This is a genomic window from Tichowtungia aerotolerans (genome assembly GCF_009905215.1).
Taxonomy (GTDB): domain Bacteria; phylum Verrucomicrobiota; class Kiritimatiellia; order Kiritimatiellales; family Tichowtungiaceae; genus Tichowtungia; species Tichowtungia aerotolerans.
In genome coordinates, this window is the sequence record NZ_CP047593.1 from 3,564,931 (window position 1) to 3,589,662 (window position 24,732).

The window sequence follows — 24,732 nt, forward strand, 5'->3', positions numbered from 1 at the left end:
AACTCTTCCGACGAGAAACCGGCATGACTCCATCTGCATGCAAAAAAAGCAACTGCCGGAATTGGACTCCAAATGATCAAAACCCCTGTCGCAATAACCACTGGGCGCACAACTCGCACCAGTACGCAAGATAAGCATTCCGTCGATCACCGACACTGCAAAGCCCCATACCGTGCCGTCCTTCAGGGAAAATATGAAGCTCATATTCAACACTGTTTTTTCCCAGCGCCTGTGCCATCCGGAAACTGTTATCTACCGGGACGGCTTCATCATCTGCGGTATGCCATAGAAAAACCGGCGGCGTTCCCGACGTAACACGGTCTTCCAGGCTGAACATCGCCCTGGTTTCCTCCGACGGATCCGCGCCCATCAGGTTCACAACCGAGCCCTCGTGGCAGCTTCCAGGGTTTGCCGTGACAACCGGATAGCACATCACCGCCAGATCCGGACGGGCAGAAACGGAATCCAGCTCGTCACCGATTGCCAACGAATCATCTTCCCACATGGTGGCTGCCGATCCGGCCAAGTGACCACCGGCGGAAAAGCCGAGCACTCCGATGCGCTTCGGGTCGATGTTAAATTCAGCAGCATGAGCACGCACCCATTGGATCGCGCGCCGCACATCATGGTATGGCTTCGGATGATGGACCGGAGCTACGGAATAATGCAGCACGAAGGCGCTGATCCCCAGCCCATTCAGCCAGCCCGCGACCGGATTGGCCTCCTGCCTGGAAAGGCCCTCATACCCACCTCCGGGAAGCACAATCACACAGGAATAAGGATCTCCAGTCTCTTTCTGAACAAACGGAATCAGATGCGGAATATTGTCCGCCATTAATTCCTCTGCCGATCTATCCGAACGCTCATTTTTCCAAAACAGTATATTTTTCATCACGCACCATTTAAATTATTACAACCGACACATCGTGAGACCGCCGTCGATGTCTACAACCTGTCCGGTTGAGTACGGGATATCTCCGCGAGCCATAGCTGCGGCGGCTTTTCCAACATCTTCCGGGAGCCCCCAGCGTTTCAAAACGAGAAGGTCGGTTTCATAAATGAGGTGATCATATTTTCCGGTTACACCGGCCGTCATATCGGTCTGAATAATGCCCGGTCGAATTTCATAGACCGGGATGCTGAACTCTCCGAGCCGGGCGGCAAAAAGCTGTGTAGCCATTGCCACTCCTGCCTTCGAAAGACAGTAGTCTCCGCGATTCACCGAGACGACCGTTGCCGAACAGGAACTGACATTAATAATGCAACCCCCAAATGAATCATCGGCCTGCTTCTGTTCGATCATCCAGTTGGCGACCGCCTGTGTTAAAAAATACGGTCCTTTCAGGTTAATACTGATCAGACGATCAAAACTTTCCTCGCCCGCTTCAAGGATATCGGCCCGGACATTCGGAGCAACACCGGCGTTATTGACCAGCACATCGAGACGACCGAATTTTTCTTTAATGGCAGCAAGCATTGCCGTGCGATCTTCCGCTGAAGAAACATCTCCGGAACAATAGAGAACTTCCGCTCCCGCTTTTTCCAGAGTCTGGACAGCATCTGCCACTTTGGACACATCAGAGCGTCCACTTAGAACAAGATTATATCCATCTGCAGCGAGTTTTTCAGAAATCCCAAGTCCGATTCCCCGGCCGCCGCCGGTTACCAAAGCCACTTTTTTCATCACGCTAATCCTTTCTCTTTGGCCGCAAGACGACCCTTCTTCAACTCCGGACCATAAATTTCTTTGTCTCGAATGACACAACCGCCGCAACCGACGCCGTCCTTCATAATCTGGGTGCACATTGAGCAGGTCGTGCAGCATTTCTCAGGAGCCATCACCCCCTTTTCTAAAATATCCCGAACCAGGTCAGGATACGCGAAAGCCCCACGCCCCATTCCAATCAGCGAGCACCATCCTTCCTCAATCAGTCCTGCCGCAACCTGCGGAAGCAGATGGCGCAGCCACGCCAGCCCAGCAGTCGGAACCGGACATTCCGGCAGGCTCTTCTGCATGTCACGCACGGTCTGCTGAAAGCGGGCAACTCCGACCAGCGGATATTCGGGAGGATTGCCCTCCCCGACCAGCGAGTTGTCGTGCGGACGATTCATATACGGCTGGAAACGTGGGAATCCGACGGACACATTAAACATCGGCATGCCCATTTCGAAACATTCTTTCATCAACCGCTTCGGTTCCGTCAGATCCACTTCCCAGTTTTTTCCGATCTCTGGAAGCACCCCCCAACCGTACGGATACGGACAGGGTTCCAGCACCGTGGTGCGGGATGTGACAAACGTCGATTCCGGAAGCTCATCCATCATGCGCTGCGCGGTTTCGCGCAGGAAACGGGTGCGGTTTTCATAGGAACCGCCATATTTTCCTTCCCGGGTATGCGCCCCCAGCAGCTCTGCGATCAGATAGCCATGAACGGCCTTCATGTCCACGCCATCAAATCCGGCCCGCGCAGCCAGCTGAGCCGCTTTTACAAAGTCATCCTGCAGGTGATCCAGATAATCATCGGAAACCGGTTCGATATCCGTCATTCCGAGTTTTTCATCCAAAAACGGATTATGCTGCACTTTCAGCGGCTTCACCACACCTCCCGGACGACTGAAACGACCGGAGTGCGTCAACTGCACCACAAACCGGAGCTCATGGCCGAATGCGTTCCGAGCTGCCGTCTTGGTGTCATCGACCAGCTTTTTATATGAATCGAGATTCTCTTCCGTAATGCGCATCTGCTTGGCATTGGAGCATCCGTCAGGAACTACAGAAACGGCCTCCGCCCAGATCAGCCCGCTGCCGCCTTCTGCGAAACGGCGATAACGCCGATCCGTCAGTTCGGTCGGTGCACCGGTAACCGGATTGCCATCGACGCCTTCCATCGGCTGGATCACAAAACGGTTCGGCAGAACATGGCCGCCAACATTCACCTTTTCTGCCAGAACATCCAGGTTCTCTGAGATCGGCAGTTCCAGGTTCAAGGCATCCAGGTCCCCGCGGAGATCATCATAGGTCTTTAAGTCAAATCGTCTGAAATCGGTCATCGGTGAGTTATCAGTTCAAAGTTATCGGTTAATGGCTGTTTGATTCGCTGCTCAGGCAATCAGTAACGGGCGCGCAGTCGCGCAGCTAAAACCGTTTCTGTTTATGAATGTGCTGCAGAATGATCCTGCAGTCCTCCAGAACCTCGTAAGTGTGTTCAAAAAGAGCATCAAACTGCAGGCATTCACCCGCATTCAGCACGTGAGTTTCATACGGAAGAACAATCTTCACAGCCCCCTCAAGAACCCAACATGTCTCATAGTCATCCCGATGTGCGTCCGGATTGGAACGTTTGGCTCCGGCCGGTGCTTCGGCGTAATAGCACTTGGAATTACTGAATTCGATCATGCGGAAATGAAAATCGCCGGCAATGCGCTCGGTCTCTGTTTTGCACTGAGCCGTACGCGATTCGATCAGGGCCAGCAGCTCGGCCGCCGTAATCCCGAAAGCACGCGCCAGCCGAAACAGCGTTCCCAGTCCGGCAACGGCCTGATTGCGCTCCAGCTTGGAAATCACCGCCGGAGAAATACCGGTCCGTTCCGACAGGTTGGCAATGGTTAAACCCTCCCGCTTGCGCAAATCGCGCACCACAGAAAAGTTGTACATCTCATCTCCACTATTCATCATTTCATCCATGACGGTTCTCCGCTATAAAACAGAAACCATAGGCACACACGATTTCTCAATCAATATATTTAACGGTAAAAAACACTGGCTCAGAAAACACCTTCTTATCTCCAAACGGCCGGTTTCCTGAAACAGTCTAAACAAAAACCCCGCCGGGCAACCCGACGGGATTTTGATCAGGAATGATTTCTGAATTTATTCAGAGGGTTTCGGTTCCGGATGTCTTTCGTGCCGGCCACCGGATCCGGGGCCGTGACGCTGACGTTCCGGCCGTTCCCCGGAAAGTATTTGCTGCAAATGCTCTTCGACGCGTGCTGCCATATTCTTCTCTCCGTCTTCGAGACGTTCTCTCATCCTGGCAACGTCCTTTTCGGCTTTTTCCAGACGTTTACTGAACTCAGCCTGCATTTGCTGCGCACCTTCCATCAGTGTGACACGGAGCTGACCCACCAGTTCTTCTTTCTTAACCGGATCCGTCTCCGCCCGGGCAGCTTCAGCCAGCCTATGGACTTTTTCATAATGGGCTTTTATTTTTGTGCGCTGCTCCTCGCTCATCATCGGGCGTTTGCGTCCACGCATCTCGCGCATATCCGGATGACGGCCCTCACCTTGCGGGCATTCGGGCTGACTCATCTCTTGCGCCGGTCTCTTACCCAATCCGAATTTCCACCAGGGACCGCCTTCTGCGACCGCAACTCCGGCCACAAAGACAGCTGTTAACAGACATGTAATCGACTTTTTCATCTTTCTCTCCTTTGGTTTACATCTCCATGATGTCAAGAGAGGTGTCTGATATGGCCAGTATCAGACCCTCCAGTTCAGTCAGATCCTCTTCAAACTGAACGTTCCACTCGTCCACTTCCCCCACCGCAACAGCGGCGACAGAAGACGGAGAGGAATCCGACCTAAAATCAATGGTGGTTACAATCAGTGTCAGACAGGCAGCAAGCGCCAGAATCGGACGCCAAGCCCGGGCGGACAGTAAAACCGGACGGTGCCCCCGCTGAACCCGGGCATGAATGCGGGTGGCAGCCCAAGGAGAAGGTTCCCCGGCAGAAAGAGATACCGCATCAAACAATGTTTTCAGCTCATCCCTCCGTTCCTGCACCCCGGGGCATTGATTTAAAATTTTTTGTCTGCGCGGTGACAGCTCACCGGTCTGTTCCAACAGAATCCATTTCTCGAGCTTTTTCGCATTCATTACCCTGCCTCCTGTAACTCCCGATATTCATCACCCAGATCGTTCCGAAGCTTGGACAGCGCATACTGCATTCTCGCCAAAGCGGTATTGATTGAGCATTTTTGTACCTTTGCAATCTCCTTAAAACTGAGTCCGCCCTGCATTCGCAGCCAGAAAACCTCGCGCTGCTCCAGCGGCAGATTCTGCGTGGCGGCCTCAATCCGCAGACCCAGATCACGACCGCCGCTTTCGCTGTCAGGACCCAACCGCGAAGACGCCAGCTGATCGCTCACCGCCACCCCGTCGTCCGTCGCCGGCGTATCATACGAAACCGTCGGCTTCCGACGACGGATGCGGTCAATCATCAGATTGTGCGCAATCCGGAACAGCCAGCTCAGCAGATTCTTTTGGCGGTAACGGTTCATATTCTTAATTGCCCTCACCCAAACTTCCTGAAAAACCTCATCCGCATCCTCATGCCCTTCGGAAAATTTATAGATGAAGCCAAACAAAGGGCTCTTGTACTTTTCAACCAGCAAACCGAGTGCCTCGGCGTTGCCGTTTCGATAATCTGCAAGGAGTTGTACATCATCCACGTCCATAGGGTTTGTCTCAGGTTTTTCCGCATTCATGGCCTATAACGCCTCCCGAAGCAGTTTATTGCATCGATCCCTGTTTTTTTTCAAAAAACAGTTCAGTAAGAGATGCCCATCCGGTCAATACGGCCGAGGCAACAGCACTGTAGACCAGGACAGTTTCATTGCAGAGAATGTTCCAGCTTCCGGAAAAGGTCATCTCCCCCAGAAGGATTATCCAAAGCGCAACCACAAACAGATTAACCAGATAAATCACCACATAAGAGAAAATCCGGCCGTTCTCCTGCACATCCGGCTGATGCTGCGAAAGCATATAAAGCGTGAAGGTAACATGAAACCCCCACGTCAGCCCCACCAATCCGAGCCAAAGCGGCTCAAAGGCACTGACGTCCCGAAAAAACCCGATCCCGAACCAGAGCGCAATCACCAGCCCGGTGTAAAACGGAAAAAAGTACGGAGCCAGCGCAATAATGAAATTACTTTTCGAAAGCTCCACATGACCGCCTTCCCGGCCGATTTTCATTTTACCGATCTTCGCGCCCATCAGCAATCCGGCCAGAGCATGGCTCAATTCATGCCCAAGCACATACGTTCTGAAGGCCTTCGGCAGCAGAAAAAAACCGAGCACGGAAACAAAAAAACCCGTCGGCAGCGCCCATCCGACGGCCGCCTGCGGCGACGCCGAGACCAGCAGAAAGAAAAACGTGCGCGATCCCGCCCAGCACAGCGGAAGCAGAGCCAACCCAATCAGCAGTTTAAAAAACTTCTTCACAAACCGATGATAAAAACAAAAAAACCGCAAAAGCGAATGCTTTGCGGTCTTTTTTCCAATTACATGAAAAATCTATTCCGTAATCTCGCCGGCTTCGAATTTCTGCTTCAGCTCCGCAATGCGCTGCATAATCAGATCCCCAATCAGTGGATAGGCGGCCTTGCCCCTGCCGAGGGCCTGGATCTCCTCCTGCGTAATCAGTTTGCCGTAAATAACATTGATCGGCTTGCGCTGAAATCCGTCGCTATGCTTCGACCATGCTTCGTAAGACCCGTGAACGTACACCGGGACCACCGGAGCCGCCCCTTTGGCAACCAGAAAACCGATGCCCGGCTTGGCCGGCTGCAGATTCCCGTCCGGCGAGCGCGTGCCCTCCGGAAACAGCGCCACACAGGCGCCATCCTTCAGCAGCTGAATCGCGGTTTTCATCGCTTTGAGATCCCCGCCACGCTCACGGTCGAGCGGAATGACCCCAACCCGGTGCAGAAACGCACCCATCAGCGGATTTTTAAACAGCGTATCGCGCGCCATAAAATGAGTCATACGCATACGGCGGCTGCAGGCGCCAACGGCCGGTGGATCCAGATAGCTGGCATGGTTCGAAGCAATAATAACGCCACCGCTTTTCGGCACATTCTGCACGCCGTATGCCTGAATATTGTTACAGACCTTAAGCCCCATCCCCAGAAACTTGCAGGCAATGCGGTACCAGATCGGATTGATCATTTTATCCGAGCGCGGCTTTTCCAGGTCGGAAATACGACCGAGCAGCACTCGGGCAACCCCCTCCACATCATACTCCGACGTATCGATCACATACGCACCGTCAGCAATCTTCAACGGCGCGGCCTTGCGGGTTGAATCCTTTTTATCGCGACGCTCCAAAGACTCCATTACCTCCTGAGCCTTCTCGGTTTCGCCCCGGGCAATCAATTCGGCATGGCGACGCTTCGCACGCTCTTCCGGATTGGCATCCAGATAAAACTTATAAGGTGTTTTTGGAAAAACCACCGAACCGATATCGCGCCCTTCCATTGCAAGCGACCCGAGCTTTTTCAGTTTCCGAAGGTTGGAAACCACAAACTTGCGGACGGCCGGCATGGCTGCAATATCAGAAACGGCCTCGCGAACATCCTTGTCGCGCAGCGCCTCGCCCGGCTCCACACCGTCAATGGAAAAAAACACAGCCCGATCGCGCACCTCAAATTTCCACTTGGACTTCAGCAGCACCGGAAGAACCGCCAGCGGATTTTTTGTGTTCACGCCTTCGCGCAGCATTTTCCAGGTCACGCCCCGGTAAAACGCCCCGGAATCCACATAAACGCAGTTCAGACGTTTGGCAGCCTCGCGCGCCACTGTCGATTTCCCGGAAGCCGCCGGGCCGTCAATCGCAATAATTCGCTGTTTACTCATTCGCAGTTTCCACCCAGTTGTTTCAAATGATTCCAAAAATCAGGATAAGATGTATCCACACAGGCCGTATCGTCAATTGTCACCGGCTGATCCGTAAAACTTCCCAGCACCGCAACCGACATCGCAATCCGATGATCCCCATCACTGGCCAAAGGTTTGACCGGAGTCTTTAACACGGCGGGACCATGCACCGTCATCCCATCCGGGCTTTCAGACACCTCCACTCCAAAAGCGCGCAAGTGAGCCGCCATCATTGCAATGCGATCCGATTCTTTCACCCGCAGCTCTTCCGCGTCGCGGATCACGGTTTCTCCATCAGCCAGCGCGGCAATCGCGCTGATCACCGGAAGTTCATCAATCAGGTTCGGAATCTCATCGCCGCCGATTTCGGTTCCGTACAGCTGCGCACCGCGCACAAAAACAGTGCCCATCGGATCGCCCTGATCGTCTGTCAGCTCCGTTTCGATCTGTGCCCCCATGCGCTTCAGCACATCCAGCAGTGCGGTACGCCGATGGTTCAGCCCAACCTTGCGAACCGTCAGCTCCGCGCCGGGCCGTGCAGCAATGGCTGCAATCCAGAAAGCCGCCGATGAAAAATCGCCCGGCACCGTAATATCTCTTGCTGCAAACTGAGGACCGGCGCTTCCAAAGCCCGGCACGCTGATTTCCAGTCCGTTCACATCCACCGGAATCCCCAATGCCTGAAAAAGTTTTTCGGTGTGGTCGCGTGTCGGATGCGGCTCAATCACCGTCGTTTTTCCGTCCGCAAACAACCCGGCCAGCAGCACACAGGATTTCACCTGAGCAGAAGCCATCGGCAGCTCGTAGTGAATCCCTTTAAGCTGCGTGCCGTGAATGGTCATCGGCAGCGTGCCCTTCTCACCCGTCAGCTCAATCTTTGCGCCCATCTGCTGAAGCGGCGCGGCGATTCGGCCCATCGGCCGGCGCGAAAGCGATGCGTCGCCGGTCATCGTAACCGTAATCGGACGCCCGGCCAGAAGCCCGGCCAGCAGACGCGTCCCCGTGCCGGAGTTTCCCATATCCAGCGTATTAGCCGGCTCTTTAAACGTTCCTCCCGTTCCGGTGATTTCCAGAACATCGTCGACAAACCGATAAGATGCTCCCAGCGCACAAACCGCTTTCAGCGTGCTCATGGCGTCTTCACCAGTCAGAAAACCTTTGATCGTTGAGGTCCCCTTCGCCAGCGCGGCCAGCATGGCTATACGCTGCGACACGCTTTTATCGCCGGGGACTCGGATTTCACCGCCCAGCACAGATGGATAGACAATTTTCGATTTCATTTCAAAAACCTGTTCTGATGTAGAATCCGGTCACGCTGACCAGCGGCATCTTCAAGCCATTGGCGAATATCATTGCTGTCGCCCTTGCGCAGAATGGCAATAAGCCCCTGCAGTTCCTCGTGAAAGTGATCCAGCTCCGCTTCGAGCGCGGCGCGGTTGGTGTCAATAATGTCCACCCACATATCGGCCGATCCGGAAGCCACCCGAGAGGTGTCCTTAAAACCGGTTCCGCAAAAATCAGCTTTTTCGACACCGACCGAACGAGCCAGCGCAGCCGCCACCATATGCGGAAGATGACTGGTCGACGCCAGCGTTGCATCGTGTTGTTCGGCGGACATTTCAACCACTTCCGACCCAACGCATTTCCAAAGATTGGAAACTTTATCTTTTGCAGCAGCAGGTGTTTTGTCGGTCGGACAAACCACCGCCAGACGGCCTTCATATAAATCCGGACTCCCGGCCATTACGCCGGTTTTTTCAGATCCGGCGATCGGGTGCGATCCGATAAAACAGGCGCCGCTATTCGCAAAACAAGCCTCCATAACAGAAATCAGGTCCGTCTTGGTGCTGCCGACGTCCGTCACAACCGCGCCGGGCTCCAGCGCCGGAACAATGGCTTTTGCGAGTTCAGCAATCGTCCAGATCGGAACACAGATGACCACCAGATCCGCACCGGAAACCGCTTCCGCCGGATCCGTATACGCCGCATCCACAGCCCCCAACTCCAGCGCCTCTTCGCAGGTTTCTCTGCGTCGAGCATAGCCTTGAATGCATACCGAAACCCCGCGCTTCTTCAGCGCGAGGCCTAGCGAAGAGCCCATCAGCCCCAGTCCAATAATTGAAAGTGTTTTCATTCGTTTATCTGAAATCCTGAACCTAATCTTTCGGTTGTTTTTCCAAAGATTGGAAAGTTCTACCCGTTTTCTCCGAACAAGAAAAGCGCAAGGCCCCGAATTCTGAATCGCTGATCTTTGAAAAATGGAATTAAACTTGAATCGAACCAGTGATGGGAGCAGGATTTCGGGATATGTGTCGTTTCCAGAAAGTTCGCTTACGGTCTCTGCTGTACAGCCTGACATTGCTTCTTCAGGCAGGAGAAATAAGCACTGCTCCGACCGGAAAGCCGGCATTGCGCTGGGAGGGACACTGGAAAGGTGAAGGCCTCCGTGAACAACTGGTCGTGGAAGTTCTGGAAGATTTTCGTTATCTGCACCAGGACATTGATGTGCAGTTTTCTTTCGCCAAGGATGTACTTCCGGAAAAAACACAGGACCATCAGTCCAGATTTATTGCCGACATGATCCGCTCCGGAACTAATTCATGGGATGTTATCTGGCTGGATTCGGTCATCTATCAAAAGGTGTCCGTTCTGCTGGATGACCCGCTCTGGGGAAAAAAACACCTGATGGATTTCTCCCCTGTTCGGAAAATCAGGGATGCCCACCGCCCCGAACTTCTGCAAAGCCCGGACTTCTGCGAATCAACGGGAGGTCTTCTTACCGGCCCGTACATCGAAGGATTTCTGTACTGCACATGGTACAATGCAGAGCTGGCTGGCCAACTCGGTCTGAACATTAAAAAAGAAGAAATGAGCCTCGAAGACCTGCTCGAATATCTTCGATGTGTTAACGCGTTCAATACGTCTGCCGACCAACCGATTTCCGCGTTTGCTGATTTCAGCCGATCCGGATCGTTCGCCCGACTGACACATAATCTGTTTCTCTCCACAAATCCGGATCTCTCTTCCCCGGCCAGCGTTTCCAATTCTCTGAAGGAAATACTGTATGCCCTGGAAGCAATTGGTCGGCAGAACCCGGTCCAACATCAAAAAAACCTGCAGTGGGAAGATGCGGCACGGCTGCTGGCAGAAAACCGGGCACTGTTTCTGTTCGATTCCACATGGCGCTACAGTGCTTTTCAGGCATTCTCTCCGGACTTAACAAAAAAACTCCGTCTGGCCCAGATGCCAGGAATCCAGAAGCAGAAGTTCTACTGCGGAGGGTTCATGCCGGCATGGGCGGTCATGAAAAACAGTCCGGCGAAAGAGGCGGCAACCCAACTCATGGAATTCTGGAGCAAACCGGAAATTGTGGAAAAATGGACCCGGTACTCAAAAATGCCGAGCGGAATGGTCGGAAGCCTCTACGATCCAGAGTACGGGAACGACTCGTTTGCCGCCTTTCAGCGAACACTGATGCAGGGGCGTGTCCTCCGCCGCGACTTTTTTGCACAGCAGCAAACCAACCGATCCATCTATCCGATTCTGCGCTATATTGATGACCTGATCTATGGGCAAATCACTGCTGATGACGCAATCGAACACATGAAAGGTGTGTCTAAGTGAAATATTCGTTCCCAACCCTTGCCTTTAAACTGGGGATCGCGGTTTTTCTGACCGCAGCGATCACATTTTCAGGCCTGGCCATCTATTTTTCACAATTGTTCTCTAAACAAATTGAGCACTGGCTTATCCAGCAGGCCGCCATTCCCGGTACGCTGATGAGCCAAAGCACCCTTCCATACAACACCGCCAGAGACGCCGGGTCGCTTTCCGCGTTAATCGGAGAACAGGTTCTTTTTGCATCTGTGACCCGAGCCGACAATCAGGTTTATTACTGCTCCGAGCGCGAAAACGAAGGAAAAGTTTCAGACAAGCTGACACAACACGCCCAGCATTCCAAAACAACATCCTGGTGGCATCGAACTTCAAAAGGACACATCCACATTTTTACCCCTTTATTTTCCGAAGGACGTTATCTGGGCGGGCTTTACATGGAAATTGATTCCAAACACACATTGGCCAGAAAAAGACAGATTACCCTCTCTTTTATAACAGGTGGGCTGTGCTGTATTCTGGCCACCACCATGGTCGGGGCGTTTTTCATCCGACGGCTGACGATGCCCCGTATCCAGTCAGCCATCCAGTGCCTGGAAACCGTCGCTCAGGGACATTACAGTGCCCGACTCGCTGAACAGCACCCCGACGAACTGGGGGCTCTGGAACGCGGCATCAACCGCGCAGCCCGCCAATTGGAAGAGCGACAGCTTTTTGATGATAAACTCAACAAGGAACTAACCTCTGCGAAAGAAGCTGCGGAACAGGCGAACCGAAGTAAAAGTGAATTTCTTGCCAACATGTCCCATGAGATCCGTACTCCAATGAACGGCATCATCGGGATGACTCAAATTATGGAGGACATGAATCCGACTCCCGAACAGGAGGAGTGCCTGCAGACGATTGCCACCTCTGCAAACAGCCTGATGGCAATTATTAACGATATCCTTGACCTCTCCAGAATTGAGATGGGCAAACTGGAATTGAAAAACGAAAGGGTCTGCATTCGCGAACTGCTGAACGAACTCCGCCTGTTTTTCACTCCGATAACGACGAAGAAAGGACTGAAACTGTACATTACCTGCGACGACTCGGTCCCAATAAATATACGCAATGATGAAAACTGTCTTCGGCAGGTTCTGATCAATCTGATCGCCAACGCCATCAAATTCACCCATCAAGGCTATGTGGCGGTTGATCTGAAGACTTCGCATAAAGATAAGGACCTGTGCACTCTGGATTTTTACATTCAGGACACGGGTATTGGCATCAGCAAAGAAGCTCAGAAGGTCATTTTCAAAGAATTCACTCAGGCTGACGGTTCTCACACCCGCAAATATGGTGGAACAGGGCTGGGACTATCCATCTCCCGCAGAATTGTTGAAAAAATGGGAGGAACTCTTTCCATCAGCAGTGAGCCGGGCAACGGAGCTGTTTTTTCTTTTTCAATTCAGGTTCCAATCGATCACTCCCCGGAAAAAGAAGTGCCGAGAAAACAGAACGTGGCAACATGCAGCCCCAGCCATGCATTCCGCATCCTGGTTGTTGAAGATAATCTGCTGAATCGCAAAGTCATCGAAAAAATGCTTCAGCAGGCAGACATTCAATTTGAAACGGCAGCCAACGGCGTCGACGCCGTTGAAAAAATCGGCAGCCAGCAGCCCGCCGGATACGACATGATCCTGATGGATATTCAGATGCCGGTCATGGACGGATTGGAAGCCACACAGATCATCCGGAAAAGCCATCCGAACCTCCCAATTGTCGCCCTGACCGCTCATGCCATGAAAGGCGACCGGAAAAAATTCATCCAGACCGGCATGAATGATTACCTTCCTAAACCAATCCGCAAAGAAGACCTGCTGGAAATTCTGAGCCGCTATACCGCGCATGCCTAACATGCGCGGCAAACAACATTACTGCACAAAGGTCAGTTTGTCTTTCCCGGCGCGAACACTGACCGGTTTACCCGACTCCAGCTCACCGCGCAGAATCGCCTCAGCCATCGGATCTTCCAGATGCCGCTCAACAGCCCGACGCAGCTGGCGTGCACCATAGGCCTTATCAAACCCTTTCTGGATCAGAAATTCCTTGGCCTTCGGAGCAATGGTCAGTTTGATTTTTCGAGCTTCCACCCGTTCCTGAACACGGCTGACTTCGAGATCGAGAATCACTTCGATATCCTTCACGGTCAGCTGACGGAAGACGATGATATCATCAAGGCGATTGACCAGTTCCGGTTTAAAGGTGTCTTTACAGGCAGTCATCATCACCTTTTTGAGCTTGTCGTAGTCATCTTCTTCACTTTCCGGAGCGAAACCAAGCCCGCCCTTGGCAACATGGGTGGCACCGACGTTTGAGGTCATGATGACGATCGTATTACGGAAATCGACGCTGCGACCGAGGCTGTCGGTCAAACGGCCTTCCTCAAGAATCTGAAGCATCATGTGCATCACATCCGGGTGCGCTTTTTCGATTTCGTCGAACAGAACGACGGAATACGGACGACGCCGGACACGCTCAGTAAGCTGACCGCCCTCTTCGTGCCCGACATATCCGGGCGGCGAACCGACCAGACGCGACGCCGAGAATTTTTCCATGTATTCAGACATATCGATCTGAATCAGCGCATCGGGATCGTCAAACATAAAGCGGGCCAGCTCTTTAGCCAGCATGGTTTTACCAACCCCGGTCGGGCCCAGGAATGCAAACGAACCGATCGGACGTTTGGGATCTTTGAGCTCGGCACGTGAGCGACGCAGCGCCCGGCTGATTGCAGAAACCGCTTCGTTCTGACCAATCACAATCTTCTCGATCTGCTCTTCCATCTTGAGCAGCTTGGCCAGCGCCTGTTCGCCCATTTTATCAACCGGAACTCCGGTCCATTTGGAGACGACCACGCGAATATCCTCTTCCTCCACAACGGAAATGTTTTCCTGCTGTTCGGTTTCCCAGGCCTTCTTCGCCGCTTCAAGCTCTTCTTTGGCTTTGCGTTCGGCATCCCGGTGCGCAGCAGCGTCTTCAAATTTCTGCTCGCGAATCGCAATATCCTTCTGCTCCTGAGCTTCTTTAAGACGAGTGCGGATTTCCTGAAATTCCGGCGGCTTCACCATATTGGCGATATGGCCGCGCGCACCGGCTTCATCGATCAGGTCAATCGCTTTGTCGGGCAGGAAGCGGTCCGGCAGATAGCGCGCGGCCAGCTTGGTGGCAGCCTCAAGCGCTTCGTCCGTAATTTTAGCGTGATGATGCTCCTCATATTTCACGCGCAGCCCTTTCAGGATCTGGATTGTTTCCTCAATGGTCGGCTCATTGACCATTACCGTTTGGAAACGACGTTCCAGCGCGGCATCCTTTTCAATCGATTTGCGATATTCATTCAGCGTCGTGGCACCGATACACTGCAGTTCCCCGCGAGAAAGTGCCGGTTTGATAATATTGGCCGCATCCATGGTTCCTTCCGCCGAACCGGCCCCAACGATCGTGTGCAGCTCATCAAGGAACAGCAGGACATTGCCGGTCTTCTTAATCTCGTCCATTACCGCCTTAATACGCTCCTCGAACTGCCCGCGGTATTTGGTTCCGGCAACCATCAGAGCCAGGTCCAGAGTAATCACTTTCTTCTCCGCCAGAATCTGCGGAACCGTTCCGTCGGCAATCGACTGGGCAAGCCCCTCTGCGATAGCGGTCTTACCGACACCGGCCTCTCCGAGCAGAACGGGATTGTTTTTCGTACGACGGCAGAGAATCTGGATGACACGCTCAATCTCGCTGTGACGGCCAATGACCGGGTCGAGCTCATTTTTTCTGGCCAGCTCAGTCAGGTCGCGCCCAAACGCATTCAGGGCCGGAGTTTTAAGCTCCTTACCGTCCGCACCCGTCGCCGGAGATCCGTACGGAGGCGCTTCTTCTTCGCCTCCCTGCATGGACCCGTCGTAGTCCGGATCCAGCATCGCCATAATTTCTTCGCGGGCCTCGTCGAGATCAACCCCCATATTTTCAAGTACCCGGGCGGCAATTCCTTCACCTTCGCGCAAAAGCCCCAGCAGGATATGCTCGGTGCCGACATAACTGTGACTCAGCGAACGCGCCTCGCTGGTAGCGAGCGCCAGAACTTTTTTTGCCCGCGGAGTAAACGGAATATTGCCGGTCATTTTTGTGTCGCCGCCGACACCAACCGCCTTCTCGACCTCCATGCGCAGCCCCTGCAGATCGATTCCAAGAGACTGAAGTGCACTCACAGCTACGCCGCTGCCCAGCGCCACCAGTCCCAGCAGGATATGCTCGGTACCGACATAATTATGATTGAACTGCTCCGCTTCCTTGCGCGCCAAATGCAGGACTCGCTGTGCTCTCGGGGTGAAATTTTCCATATCAATTCCTTATTAAAATTCTCAACGATTATTCCAGAAGCGGAATTGATTTCAAGCCGTACCGCTTGCTTTTCGTCCTAATAACGATTCTCTTGACGAACCATTAAAAAACTGTAGAACATAATTATTTACAACTTTTACTTTAAAGACAAAATCAGCACTAATGGAGCAGTAAAATGAAAAAAGAATGGCTCGGACTTGGATGTTTACTTTTACTTGTTGAAACAGGATTTACAGAACTCCCAACATCAAACGCTGCCCCCATCAATGAAAGTTATTCATCCTTGGAAATAAAAACCCACCAGCCCCGTCTTGCTGGAAAAGTTGTCGAAGTGCAATTCAATCGTATACTTTGCCTAAGACGAAACAAATCAGGAACTTATGAAGGATATATTCGCTGTTATGACCAAGATAATGATGGCGCGAGAGTTCGCTTTTCCGAAGAAGGACTCGGATATTTCTCAGAACTTTCATTTAAGGAGGCTGACCAGGGCGATACTTATGCTAAAGCGGGAAGGGCAGATATCGGTGTTTATGTGTTGGTTCCCAAGCAGAACCCAAAACAGTTAATTGCGCTGGGGGACAAATGTTCAGAAAATGAAGACGGAATAGCCACGTACAGTTGGTCAGAGAAAACAAGACTCCCGGATGTAGAAGATTTAAAGGATATGGATGACTGGACGGTCTCGGAACTGGCTCTCTATGGACATCATGTGATTGGACATGAAGTTGAAATAACCTGTTGTTGCACAAGAGAAATAAAAAGTATTTCTTCTGAAAAGTATCAAACGTTTATCAACTCTGGATTCGGCCAACCAGATTTACGCATTGAATTTTCCGGAAACGATGCTCTTGAACTGTTCGAAGAAATTCACGAAGAGGGAATCTACAGTGATAAAGAATTTACTTTCTACGCCCGAATTCAAGAAGGAGACTCCGGCGACATAAAACTTTTGGGATTAGGAACCCGCGCTCGGGGAAAAGGGATGGAGAGAACTTACCGATGGTAAATAACAGCAGAAAAGCGTCTGACTCACTCACACGGCAGTTCGCTGAAAAGTCTGAGGAAACTCATCCGGATCCATGTTCGGCAGCGCCATGGCGTCAATATAACGGTCATTGAACTCAGCACACTTATTCAGATGCAATGCCGACGGTCTTCTCGACAGGTTCAGCAGCTCATCAAAAGCCACCGGAGAACCCAGCGCCGCATAGGCTCCGGCCAAAGAACCGTTGCCGATCACATCATAGGTTGAGAGCGGCAGTTCCGGCAGCAGACCGATGGTAATCGCATGTTCAATGCGCAGATGCGCAGCAAAGCCTCCAGCCAGCACCAGCCGCTGAACATCCTGCAATTCGCGCCCGGCTTCTGAGAGAATCGTACGAATACCGGCATAAACAGCGCCTTTGGCCTTTAAAATCTGGGACACATCGTACTCGGTAATCATTACCGGCTCATCCAGCGCCGATTCTTCCTGCGGCACCAGAATACAGGCATTCACCGTCATGCCGTGGCAGTCGAGCTGAACCAGGCGACCGGCCGCCCGCAGCCGATCGAGATCGAACCGCCCCATCATGTTCAGCAACCCGCTCTCAAAAGCCGTCGCCATAAAATCAATCGCCGCACTTCCGCACAGTCCGGATGCCGGGCCGCCGCCAATCACCTCAACATCCATTGAATCATCCGGATTGCAGATGACCTGCTCAATCACGCCATCGCCGGCGCGCGCACCGTGCAGCAGCCCCGCGCCCTCAAACGCCGGTCCGGCAGCCGTGGCCGTGGCAATCATCCGCCCGTCTTCCATCAGCACGATTTCACCGTTGGTGCCGATATCCACCAGCATTTCCACACCGCTGCCGGATGGAGCGCTGACATACAGGTCGGACACAACATCGCCTCCGACATATCCCGCAACCGCCGGAAGCAGACGTACCCGGGCATTCGGACAGCAATCCAGTCCGATTTCAGATGCAGGATGTTCCCGGAATACTTTCATCAACGGTTCAAACGGAATCGTGCCGATACTCAGCGCGGACAGCCCGAGAACCAGATGGCTCATGACAGTATTGCCGGAAAAAACAATCTCAGTCACGCTGTCCAATCCCTGGAACTTTTCTTTCCAATGCTCGGAAACTGCGGCTTCAAGTTTTTCAAACATTGGGAAAAGGGTCTCTGTGATGATGAGCTGACGAAGTTTTTCGACGTTTTCCGCTTCGCAGCACAGCGCGATCCGCGCCGCCACATCAGTACCCAGCTCGATCTGGCGGTTATAGGCCGACTCGCGTGCCAGAATTTTTCCGGAGGAAAGCTCAACCAGCAGCGCGGCGACAGTCGTCGTGCCGATATCCACAGCAATCCCGAACTGCCCCTCGCAGCTTTCCAATGGCTGAAAAATGCTGCTGCGCTCAGAGTAGAAGTCCGCAGATGCACACTCGCCGATATTCAGAAGCGATCGTGCCGGAATCTCCACTTCGGTTGCCTCGGAAAGCACAGCGGCCTGACAGGCCCGAACCTCGGCCGGCGCATGCACGGTCTTCCCTCCGACGCCGACACGGCCGGAAACCAGCCTGACCGTACAGCCCCGGCATGCGCCCTGCCCGCCGCACTGCATATTGAGCGGAAATCCCGCGTCAGCGGCAAGCTCGGCCAGCGTACGCTCAGAGCAACCCGCAATTTCTTTGCGGGTTCCGTTGGATCTGAAAACAAGTCTCATTAGGAAAGGTCCGGACCGAAAAAAAGCGCCCCGCTTTTTTCGGGATGCTTTATAAAGAAAACCGTGGCGTTACGCCAGCGCCTGTTCCACGGACGTCACCGCTTCGTTGGCATCGCTGGAGTATCCATCGGCACCGATTTCATCGGCATATTCCTGAGTAACCGGTGCCCCGCCAATCAGGATTTTCACAGACGAACCTTTGCCTTTAAAGTGATCCACGATCTCTTTCATGTACGGCATAGTGGTCGTCAGCAACGCACTGAGCATGATCACCTGTGCACCGTTATCAACGGCCTCTTCAAATTTGGAAACATCACAGTCCACACCCAGGTCCATCACTTCGTATCCGGCACCTTTGACCATCATGGCAACCAGGTTTTTACCGATATCGTGCAGATCTCCTTTCACGGTTCCGATAGCCACTTTCCCGAGCGGTTCATGGCCGGTGTCGGCAAGCAGCGGATCAATCAGATCGAGCCCGGACTGCATCGCACGGGCGGCAATCAGCATTTCCGGCACATATACTTCGTTGCGGGTAAAACGATCGCCGATTTCGCGCATCGCGGGGATCATGGATTCCATCAGGATCTCTTCCACATTAGCCTTGGCATCAATTTCTGCCTGCACGATTGCAATGACGTCTTTGCGCTTTCCTTTGATAATTGCATTAAACAACTCTTCGTTTCCGGCCATGGGAGATCTCCTTTTTTTTCAGAAAAACAACAGAAGCAATGTATGAAAAAAGGCGGACTTTAAATAGGTGTTTTCAAATTTATATATGACAATATTGCTGACACTGAGATAAAAAATGCATAAAACAACAAATAGAGTGCACTTTTAAGGGATAAATATGTCGATCTTGCCCAAAGCCGATTTTGAAAAAATCCGAAAAAGTTACCAGAATTCGTATGACGCGGTTCTTTACGAAGTAGATCCTTTCGGAACCCGCAAAGGCACAACCGACACCATTACAAACCTCCCGCCACTGAAAAACGCACGGGCCCACGCTCTGGCAGAAAGCGTGCGCTGGGGCGAACCCTACACCTTTTTTATGATGCCGAACGTGATCAGCTGGATGATTCCGCTGGTCTGCGACGGCGAAGTGCGCGGCGGACTGGTCGGCGGCGAAGTGCTGAGCGATAACGACTCCTACGAACAGCTCGAAGCAATCAATCACCTGGCCGCAGCCGGGACGTTTCGCCCGGCTGCAGAAAAATACATTCAGGCTCTACCCGTATGGGAGCAGGAACAATCACAAAAGGCGGCAGAGTTTCTGTTTTCCCTGACCTGCTGTACGCTGAGCTGGAATATTTCCCTGCTGAGCGAAAACCGTAAAAAAGCACTGCGGCAACAGCAGATTGCTGAGGAAATCCATCGCCGCAAACAGGGATTCGGAAACCGCACCCTGATGGATGATGAACGCACCCTGCTTTCGCTGATGAAAGCCGGCGACCAGAAAGGCGCACGGCGCGAACTGAACAAGACTCTCGGCGCCCTCTTTTCCCATACGGCTGATATTCGACTGCTGAAAGCCCATGTCATCGAAATGATGGGATATCTCGTTCGAAACGCCATTGAAGACAGTCCGCAAATGAGCAGCCTGATTGAAAAGAACCATGACTGGATGGCTGCCATCATTGATGCCGACAACTTTGAAACTCTCTCCAATGTCGTGGCCGATTCGCTGGACGATTTCATGCGCAACATCTACCTGCACGGGCAGAACCGCACCAACGAAACCGTCGCGCGGATTCTGGACTATCTCAGCGAAAACTTTCACGAAACGATCACGCTGGAAATGCTTGCAGTCGAAGTGGGCCTCAGTACATTCCGTATTTCACATCTGGTGAAAGAACAGACCGGAAAAACCGTCCTGCAGCACGTTCATCAACTGCGCGTACAGGAAGCCCAGCGTCTGCTGGAACAAAGCAATATGAGCTGCACGGACATCGCGTATGAATCCGGGTTCGGCGACCAGAGCTATTTCATCAAGCAGTTCCGGAAATGGATGGGAATCACTCCGTCCCGTTACCGCAAACTCTACCACTCAAAAACCGGCAGTACAGATTCATAACTTTGCCGGGACAAAGAAACAGCGGTTTATTCCGCCGGCTATTTAATAAAACCCTCATCCAGAAGAAGCTGTTCAATCTCTTTTGCCTCTTCGGCGTTGGGATCAATGTTATTGATTCGAGTCAGAGTTTTTTTTGCTTCGTTCGTACGACCGGTTTCAACCTGCATGCGGGCCTGATCCGCCAGCTCCTGCAGCTCCTTTCCCTTCTGCTCTTTATTCAAGCGATACGGATCCGACTTTTTGCCGTTCGTGGGAGAAGCCTGGGGCTTGGACTCGACCGTTTTCGCCGCAGGCGGTTTGCCTGCCGGTTTAGGGGCGGGTTTGGGAGTCGGCTTGGCCGCAGGCTTCTGCGCAGATTTAACATCGGGTTTCGCGTCCGGTTTTTCAGCGGGTTTTGGGGCAGGTTTCGCCGGAGAAGTCGTCTCGACTTTTTTCGGCTCTTCCCACAAAGTAAACACCGGCATTTCCAGCGGCATGCTGGCCTCTATGCTGCGGTCGATCGTATCAAGTCCCAGAAAAAGAACGGTGCTCTCCTTGTAACGTGCTTCGCCGCCGTTTCTACGGTACTGAAAAAGAAGTTTTCCGGTTTTCACATCAACCGCATAATAAGTGAATTCGCATGATGCGTTCAGCATCTCGGTGATCTGAACAATACGGTCCTTCCGGCTCCGGTTGGTTCCCAGAACATCCAGCAGAACATACAGGGTGACCTCTTCACCTTTCGGCACAACAACCGCACCGTCGTGCCACAGCTTCATTTCCAGACAGGAACGAAAAAAAGCGGCATCCCGGTCGGTATTCGCATTCGAGGTATAAAACGTCATGTTCGGGCGATAGCGCACATTGCCCCACGAATAAGTATCACGCAGTTCTCTTTTCCGAGTATTATATGCTACCCATCATAATCCGCGTCAGAATAACTGTAGGATGGAAGCAGCGTAATGTCCTGCAATCCGCCAAAGCTGGCATTTCCGCTTCCGTAGGTTGTGGTGAACTCATGCACAACGCGCACTTTTTTGCCGCGCAGTTCATCGCACTGCATTTGCTCCAAGGCCTTATAAATCGATGCCGCAATCAGCCGCTGCTCTTCGTCAAACCGTTTGCCCCCGCCGTGACTCGGGATTCCCCGGAAACTGGTGCACCCGCTGACAAGCATCAGCCCAATCAAACCCACTGAAATATGCTTCTTCATGATCCCCCAGACAGCTTATCCAAAAAGAAAACATTCTACGGGAATATAAACAAACAACACAACTTTAAAGCGCCCTCAGAAGATTGCGGGAGAAACCGTTACAAAACAGCAGGAAGCCTGAGGAACAAGCTCACTCATGCGTAGCTGTGCAGAAGACTCCCAAGCTTCGGAAGCAGGTTGACCAGAAAAAATGTGGTCAACAGCGCCAGGAATGCCAGCAAATGCGCCCAGTCGGCATAGCGGGACCATTTGCTTTTGCGACCGTGAAAATAAACCAGATAGAGACTCCAGGTAATCAGGGACCATACCTCTTTGGCGTCCCAGCTCCAGTACTGACCCCAGGCATCTTCAGCCCAAAGCGCCCCGGAAAGCATCCCAAAGGTCATAAACGGAAACGCAACAAGCAGAATCTGGTAAACTGCGCGACGCAGCTCGCTGCGATCCCGGGAGCACCAAAGGCGAATCAGCATAATAAAAGCAACGGCGCACAGCGCGTAGCTGATCATGTAGGCAAGCACATGCGGCACAAACCAGTGAGACTGCAGTGCGGGCATCCGCTTCCAGCCGCCCTGTTTATCCATGAAAACTGCACCGATCGTCGGAAGCGCCGAGGCAAATGCAAAATACATGCCGGTCCAACCGAGCCGGTCGCGCAGCGTGAACAGAAAGTAAAGCGGCAGGAGACAGAGCGAAAGCACCACCTGCACCTGATACATATTTCCGAGAGGAATATCGTGAACAATCAACCCGTTCAGCACCAGCACCGCCAGATTCACCAGCCATGCTCCCGACATCAGCAGTTTTCCTGTCCCTCCGCGCTTCAGGGCAAACAAAGCTCCGGAAACAAGATATCCAAGCGCTGAAACAATCAGCAACGGCACCAGCAATGCACTCATGCGGCACCTCCCGTCTTCCGGAAACACAAAACAAAGGTTCCAATCATGACAATCCAGATTCCGGCAATCACCGAGCCCCGTCCGGGATCGCGCCGCGCGGACAGCTGCACATAGCGCCGGGCGCGCTGATCGTAGCTCACAAGGTAAAACCGCCAGCCGTGATGATCGGCGGGGTGATTAATGCTCACCGGTATTTTTTCGCCGTCGATCAGCAACGTAACGCCATAATAGGACGGCGTCGGCGATCCGCGAAACAAAAAGGAGCCATCCGCGAATCGGTATCGCTCCACCCACTCTCCATTTTTCCGAAGGGTGGAAACCGGAAGCTGAACATCTCCTACCTGCAGTCTTTCCCGGCCTTTCGGATTCAACTCGCCGATCTTTTCAAAAGGCATCTGTCCCGGCAGAATCTCTTCCGGCGGCAACGGACGGTACAACGTATAAACCGGTGGATAAAACCAGACTTCAAAATCTTCGGCAGCAACATCGAAGCCGAAGTCAACCGTCGCGCCGTCCTGCGTCACCAGCCGGCCCTGAGGCCGCGGCGACTGCAAAGACAACTGAAGCGATCCCTTCGTTCCGGCCACATAACCGACAAATGCGCCCGCCAGAATGATCACCACACCGAAATGAACCAGAATGAAACCCAGCGGACGGCGTTTAAAACAGCAGCGCACGCAAAGGCCGCTCAGCAATGCGAGCAGAAGAATCATCAGCGGCGAATAATAAACCGCCCGCGCACTCATCCCGTTTCCAACCGGGAGAACCCCGGCCAGCAGCAGCAGAATCACCGCACAGAAAATGACAATCCCAAACCTCATACATCAGGCAAACTAACAGCAAACAGACTCAAAAGGCATAAAAATATGATTGAACTTATCTAGTTTAAATATCCTGGACAGCAGAAATGAAGGCCTCGATATCGGCGTCCGTGTGGGCGGCGGAAATGAAGGCGCACTCAAACTGTGACGGCGGAAGATAGAAACCGCGGTCGAGCATGGCATGAAAAAATGCGGCGTGAGCTTTCGTGTCGCAGGCTTTAGCCTCGGCCAGATTCCGGATCGGTCCTCTGCCGAAGAACGGCGTAAAGACGCCGCCGAGCTGAGATAGATAAAAATTATGCGCCCCAACGCAGTTGGTTTCCAACCCTTGGAAACTTTCCGCCAGTTTTTTCCCAACATTGGAAATCTGGTCGTACGGGTTTTCTTCAACGAGCAACTCGACGGTTTTCATCCCGGCGGCAACGGCGACGGGATTGCCGCTGAGCGTTCCGGCCTGATAGACATCGCCAACCGGGGCGAGGCGCTGCATCACCTCTTTGCGCCCGCCGAGAGCGGCGAGCGGCATGCCGCCGCCGATGATTTTGCCGAGCGTTGTCAGGTCGGACGTAATTCCGACCTGTTCGCCGTACGTGGTCGGCCCGAAACGGAAACCGGTGATAACTTCGTCAAAAATGAGCAGTGCGCCGCAGCGATCGGCTTCGGCGCGCAGGTGCTCGAGAAATCCGTCGACCGGAGGCACCAATCCCATATTTCCGGCGACCGGCTCGACAATGATAGCGGCAACTTCATCGCCGTACGCATCAATCAGGTCGCTGACAGCCTGTTTGTCGTTGTAGGCAGGCAGAAACACATCTCCCTCGTCCACATAAACGCCGGCTGACGAGGAAATGCCGCCGGTCAGCAGTCCGCTTCCGGCTCCGACGAGCAGTCCGTCGGAGTGCCCGTGGTAACCGCCGTCAAATTTGATGATGCGACGACGACCGGTAAAGCCGCGTGCGAGGCGCAACGCGGTCATGACCGCTTCAGTTCCGGAATTGACGAGCCGCACCTGATCCATAACCGGAACCAGCGAGCAGAGCAGTTCGGCGAATTCGACTTCGCGCGGCGTATTGATGCCAAAGGTCATGCCGTCACGGGCGGCCTTTGCGACGGCTTCGACCACTTCTTCGCGGGCGTGCCCCAGAATAAGCGGCCCCCATGAGCCGCAGAAATCGATCAGCTCACGACCATCGGCGGTTGTAATGCGCGGCCCGTGCCCTTTCACAACATAAAGCGGGTCACCGCCCACGGCATTAAATGCCCGCACAGGGCTGTTCACTCCGCCGGGAATGACCTTCTGTGCACGGCTGAAATATCGGGCTGACTGACTGTTCATTCTAAAATCCTGTTAACTAGACTAAATTCTTCTTCAATAACCACGGATCAGTA

Annotated in this window: 23 protein-coding genes; 4 read left to right on the top strand and 19 right to left on the bottom strand. The window is 53.0% G+C overall.

Translation table 11 applies throughout. The annotated features are described in order from the left end of the window. Nucleotides 1-76: 76 nt before the first annotated feature. The 11 genes from GT409_RS14650 to GT409_RS14700 form a co-directional block, all read right to left on the bottom strand. Complete coding sequence (locus GT409_RS14650; protein ID WP_160629800.1) at nt 77-892, bottom strand: alpha/beta hydrolase; 816 nt, start codon at nt 890-892, stop codon at nt 77-79. A gap of 18 nt (nt 893-910) precedes the next feature. Continuing rightward, entirely contained in the window at nt 911-1,684 is a 774-nt protein-coding gene (locus GT409_RS14655; RefSeq protein ID WP_160629801.1) for a 3-ketoacyl-ACP reductase, read from the bottom strand. Further along, nucleotides 1,684-3,051: an oxidoreductase gene (locus GT409_RS14660; protein WP_160629802.1), complete on the bottom strand. Its 1,368-nt coding sequence runs from the start codon at nt 3,049-3,051 to the stop codon at nt 1,684-1,686. Before GT409_RS14660 ends, GT409_RS14655 begins: the two co-directional genes overlap by 1 nt. Nucleotides 3,052-3,136: 85 nt before the next feature. Beyond that, nucleotides 3,137-3,685 (bottom strand): helix-turn-helix domain-containing protein, encoded by a 549-nt coding sequence (locus GT409_RS14665; protein WP_160629803.1) that lies wholly within the window; start codon nt 3,683-3,685, stop codon nt 3,137-3,139. A gap of 186 nt (nt 3,686-3,871) precedes the next feature. Next, the gene (locus GT409_RS14670; RefSeq protein ID WP_160629804.1) at nt 3,872-4,420 is read right to left on the bottom strand and encodes a hypothetical protein; all 549 of its coding nucleotides are present in this window, start codon (nt 4,418-4,420) and stop codon (nt 3,872-3,874) included. A 16-nt stretch (nt 4,421-4,436) separates the two neighbouring features. Beyond that, nucleotides 4,437-4,877 (bottom strand): HAD family hydrolase, encoded by a 441-nt coding sequence (locus GT409_RS14675; protein WP_160629805.1) that lies wholly within the window; start codon nt 4,875-4,877, stop codon nt 4,437-4,439. After that, the gene (locus tag GT409_RS14680) at nt 4,877-5,488 is read right to left on the bottom strand and encodes a sigma-70 family RNA polymerase sigma factor (protein ID WP_160629806.1); all 612 of its coding nucleotides are present in this window, start codon (nt 5,486-5,488) and stop codon (nt 4,877-4,879) included. Before GT409_RS14680 ends, GT409_RS14675 begins: the two co-directional genes overlap by 1 nt. 25 nt (nt 5,489-5,513) lie before the next feature. Further along, nucleotides 5,514-6,224 (bottom strand): hypothetical protein, encoded by a 711-nt coding sequence (locus GT409_RS14685; protein WP_160629807.1) that lies wholly within the window; start codon nt 6,222-6,224, stop codon nt 5,514-5,516. 72 nt (nt 6,225-6,296) lie between these two features. Beyond that, nucleotides 6,297-7,637 carry a (d)CMP kinase gene (cmk, locus tag GT409_RS14690; protein WP_160629808.1) on the bottom strand — a complete coding sequence of 447 codons (1,341 nt, stop codon included), beginning with the start codon at nt 7,635-7,637 and terminating at the stop codon, nt 6,297-6,299. Next, entirely contained in the window at nt 7,634-8,938 is a 1,305-nt protein-coding gene (gene aroA / locus GT409_RS14695; protein ID WP_160629809.1) for a 3-phosphoshikimate 1-carboxyvinyltransferase, read from the bottom strand. Before aroA ends, cmk begins: the two co-directional genes overlap by 4 nt. Then, complete coding sequence (locus GT409_RS14700) at nt 8,935-9,792, bottom strand: prephenate dehydrogenase (RefSeq protein ID WP_160629810.1); 858 nt, start codon at nt 9,790-9,792, stop codon at nt 8,935-8,937. The genes aroA and GT409_RS14700 overlap by 4 nt, the downstream gene beginning before the upstream one ends. Nucleotides 9,793-9,965: 173 nt before the next feature. Here GT409_RS14700 and GT409_RS14705 point away from each other — a divergent pair, with 173 nt between their 5' ends. Then, nucleotides 9,966-11,282: an ABC transporter substrate-binding protein gene (locus GT409_RS14705; protein WP_160629811.1), complete on the top strand. Its 1,317-nt coding sequence runs from the start codon at nt 9,966-9,968 to the stop codon at nt 11,280-11,282. Further along, nucleotides 11,279-13,171: a response regulator gene (locus tag GT409_RS14710; protein WP_160629812.1), complete on the top strand. Its 1,893-nt coding sequence runs from the start codon at nt 11,279-11,281 to the stop codon at nt 13,169-13,171. Before GT409_RS14705 ends, GT409_RS14710 begins: the two co-directional genes overlap by 4 nt. 18 nt (nt 13,172-13,189) lie before the next feature. Here the strand turns inward: GT409_RS14710 and GT409_RS14715 are convergent, their stop codons facing one another. Beyond that, complete coding sequence (locus tag GT409_RS14715) at nt 13,190-15,646, bottom strand: ATP-dependent Clp protease ATP-binding subunit (RefSeq protein ID WP_160629813.1); 2,457 nt, start codon at nt 15,644-15,646, stop codon at nt 13,190-13,192. Between the two features lie 176 nt (nt 15,647-15,822). Here GT409_RS14715 and GT409_RS14720 point away from each other — a divergent pair, with 176 nt between their 5' ends. Further along, complete coding sequence (locus GT409_RS14720) at nt 15,823-16,656, top strand: hypothetical protein (RefSeq protein ID WP_160629814.1); 834 nt, start codon at nt 15,823-15,825, stop codon at nt 16,654-16,656. A gap of 27 nt (nt 16,657-16,683) precedes the next feature. Here the strand turns inward: GT409_RS14720 and GT409_RS14725 are convergent, their stop codons facing one another. Together GT409_RS14725 and GT409_RS14730 are read right to left on the bottom strand one after the other, a co-directional pair. Next, nucleotides 16,684-18,360, bottom strand: a complete 1,677-nt coding sequence (locus GT409_RS14725) for an ASKHA domain-containing protein (protein WP_160629815.1) — start codon at nt 18,358-18,360, stop codon at nt 16,684-16,686. A gap of 69 nt (nt 18,361-18,429) precedes the next feature. After that, nucleotides 18,430-19,053, bottom strand: a complete 624-nt coding sequence (locus tag GT409_RS14730) for a cobalamin B12-binding domain-containing protein (RefSeq protein WP_160629816.1) — start codon at nt 19,051-19,053, stop codon at nt 18,430-18,432. A gap of 157 nt (nt 19,054-19,210) precedes the next feature. Between GT409_RS14730 and GT409_RS14735 the strand changes: the two genes are divergently transcribed. Then, the gene (locus tag GT409_RS14735) at nt 19,211-20,434 is read left to right on the top strand and encodes a helix-turn-helix domain-containing protein (RefSeq protein ID WP_160629817.1); all 1,224 of its coding nucleotides are present in this window, start codon (nt 19,211-19,213) and stop codon (nt 20,432-20,434) included. A gap of 38 nt (nt 20,435-20,472) precedes the next feature. Here the strand turns inward: GT409_RS14735 and GT409_RS16070 are convergent, their stop codons facing one another. From GT409_RS16070 to hemL, 5 genes are all read right to left on the bottom strand, one after another. Beyond that, complete coding sequence (locus tag GT409_RS16070) at nt 20,473-21,258, bottom strand: hypothetical protein (RefSeq protein ID WP_160629818.1); 786 nt, start codon at nt 21,256-21,258, stop codon at nt 20,473-20,475. A 68-nt stretch (nt 21,259-21,326) separates the two neighbouring features. Further along, complete coding sequence (locus GT409_RS14745; protein WP_160629819.1) at nt 21,327-21,626, bottom strand: hypothetical protein; 300 nt, start codon at nt 21,624-21,626, stop codon at nt 21,327-21,329. Nucleotides 21,627-21,760: 134 nt separating this feature from the next. Then, nucleotides 21,761-22,522 carry a cytochrome c biogenesis protein CcsA gene (gene ccsA / locus GT409_RS14750; protein WP_160629820.1) on the bottom strand — a complete coding sequence of 254 codons (762 nt, stop codon included), beginning with the start codon at nt 22,520-22,522 and terminating at the stop codon, nt 21,761-21,763. After that, on the bottom strand, nt 22,519-23,343 hold the full coding sequence (locus GT409_RS14755; protein WP_160629821.1) for a cytochrome c biogenesis protein ResB: 825 nt from the start codon (nt 23,341-23,343) through the stop codon (nt 22,519-22,521). The genes ccsA and GT409_RS14755 overlap by 4 nt, the downstream gene beginning before the upstream one ends. Before the next feature lie 64 nt (nt 23,344-23,407). Further along, entirely contained in the window at nt 23,408-24,679 is a 1,272-nt protein-coding gene (gene hemL, locus GT409_RS14760) for a glutamate-1-semialdehyde 2,1-aminomutase (protein WP_160629822.1), read from the bottom strand. Nucleotides 24,680-24,732: the final 53 nt, after the last annotated feature.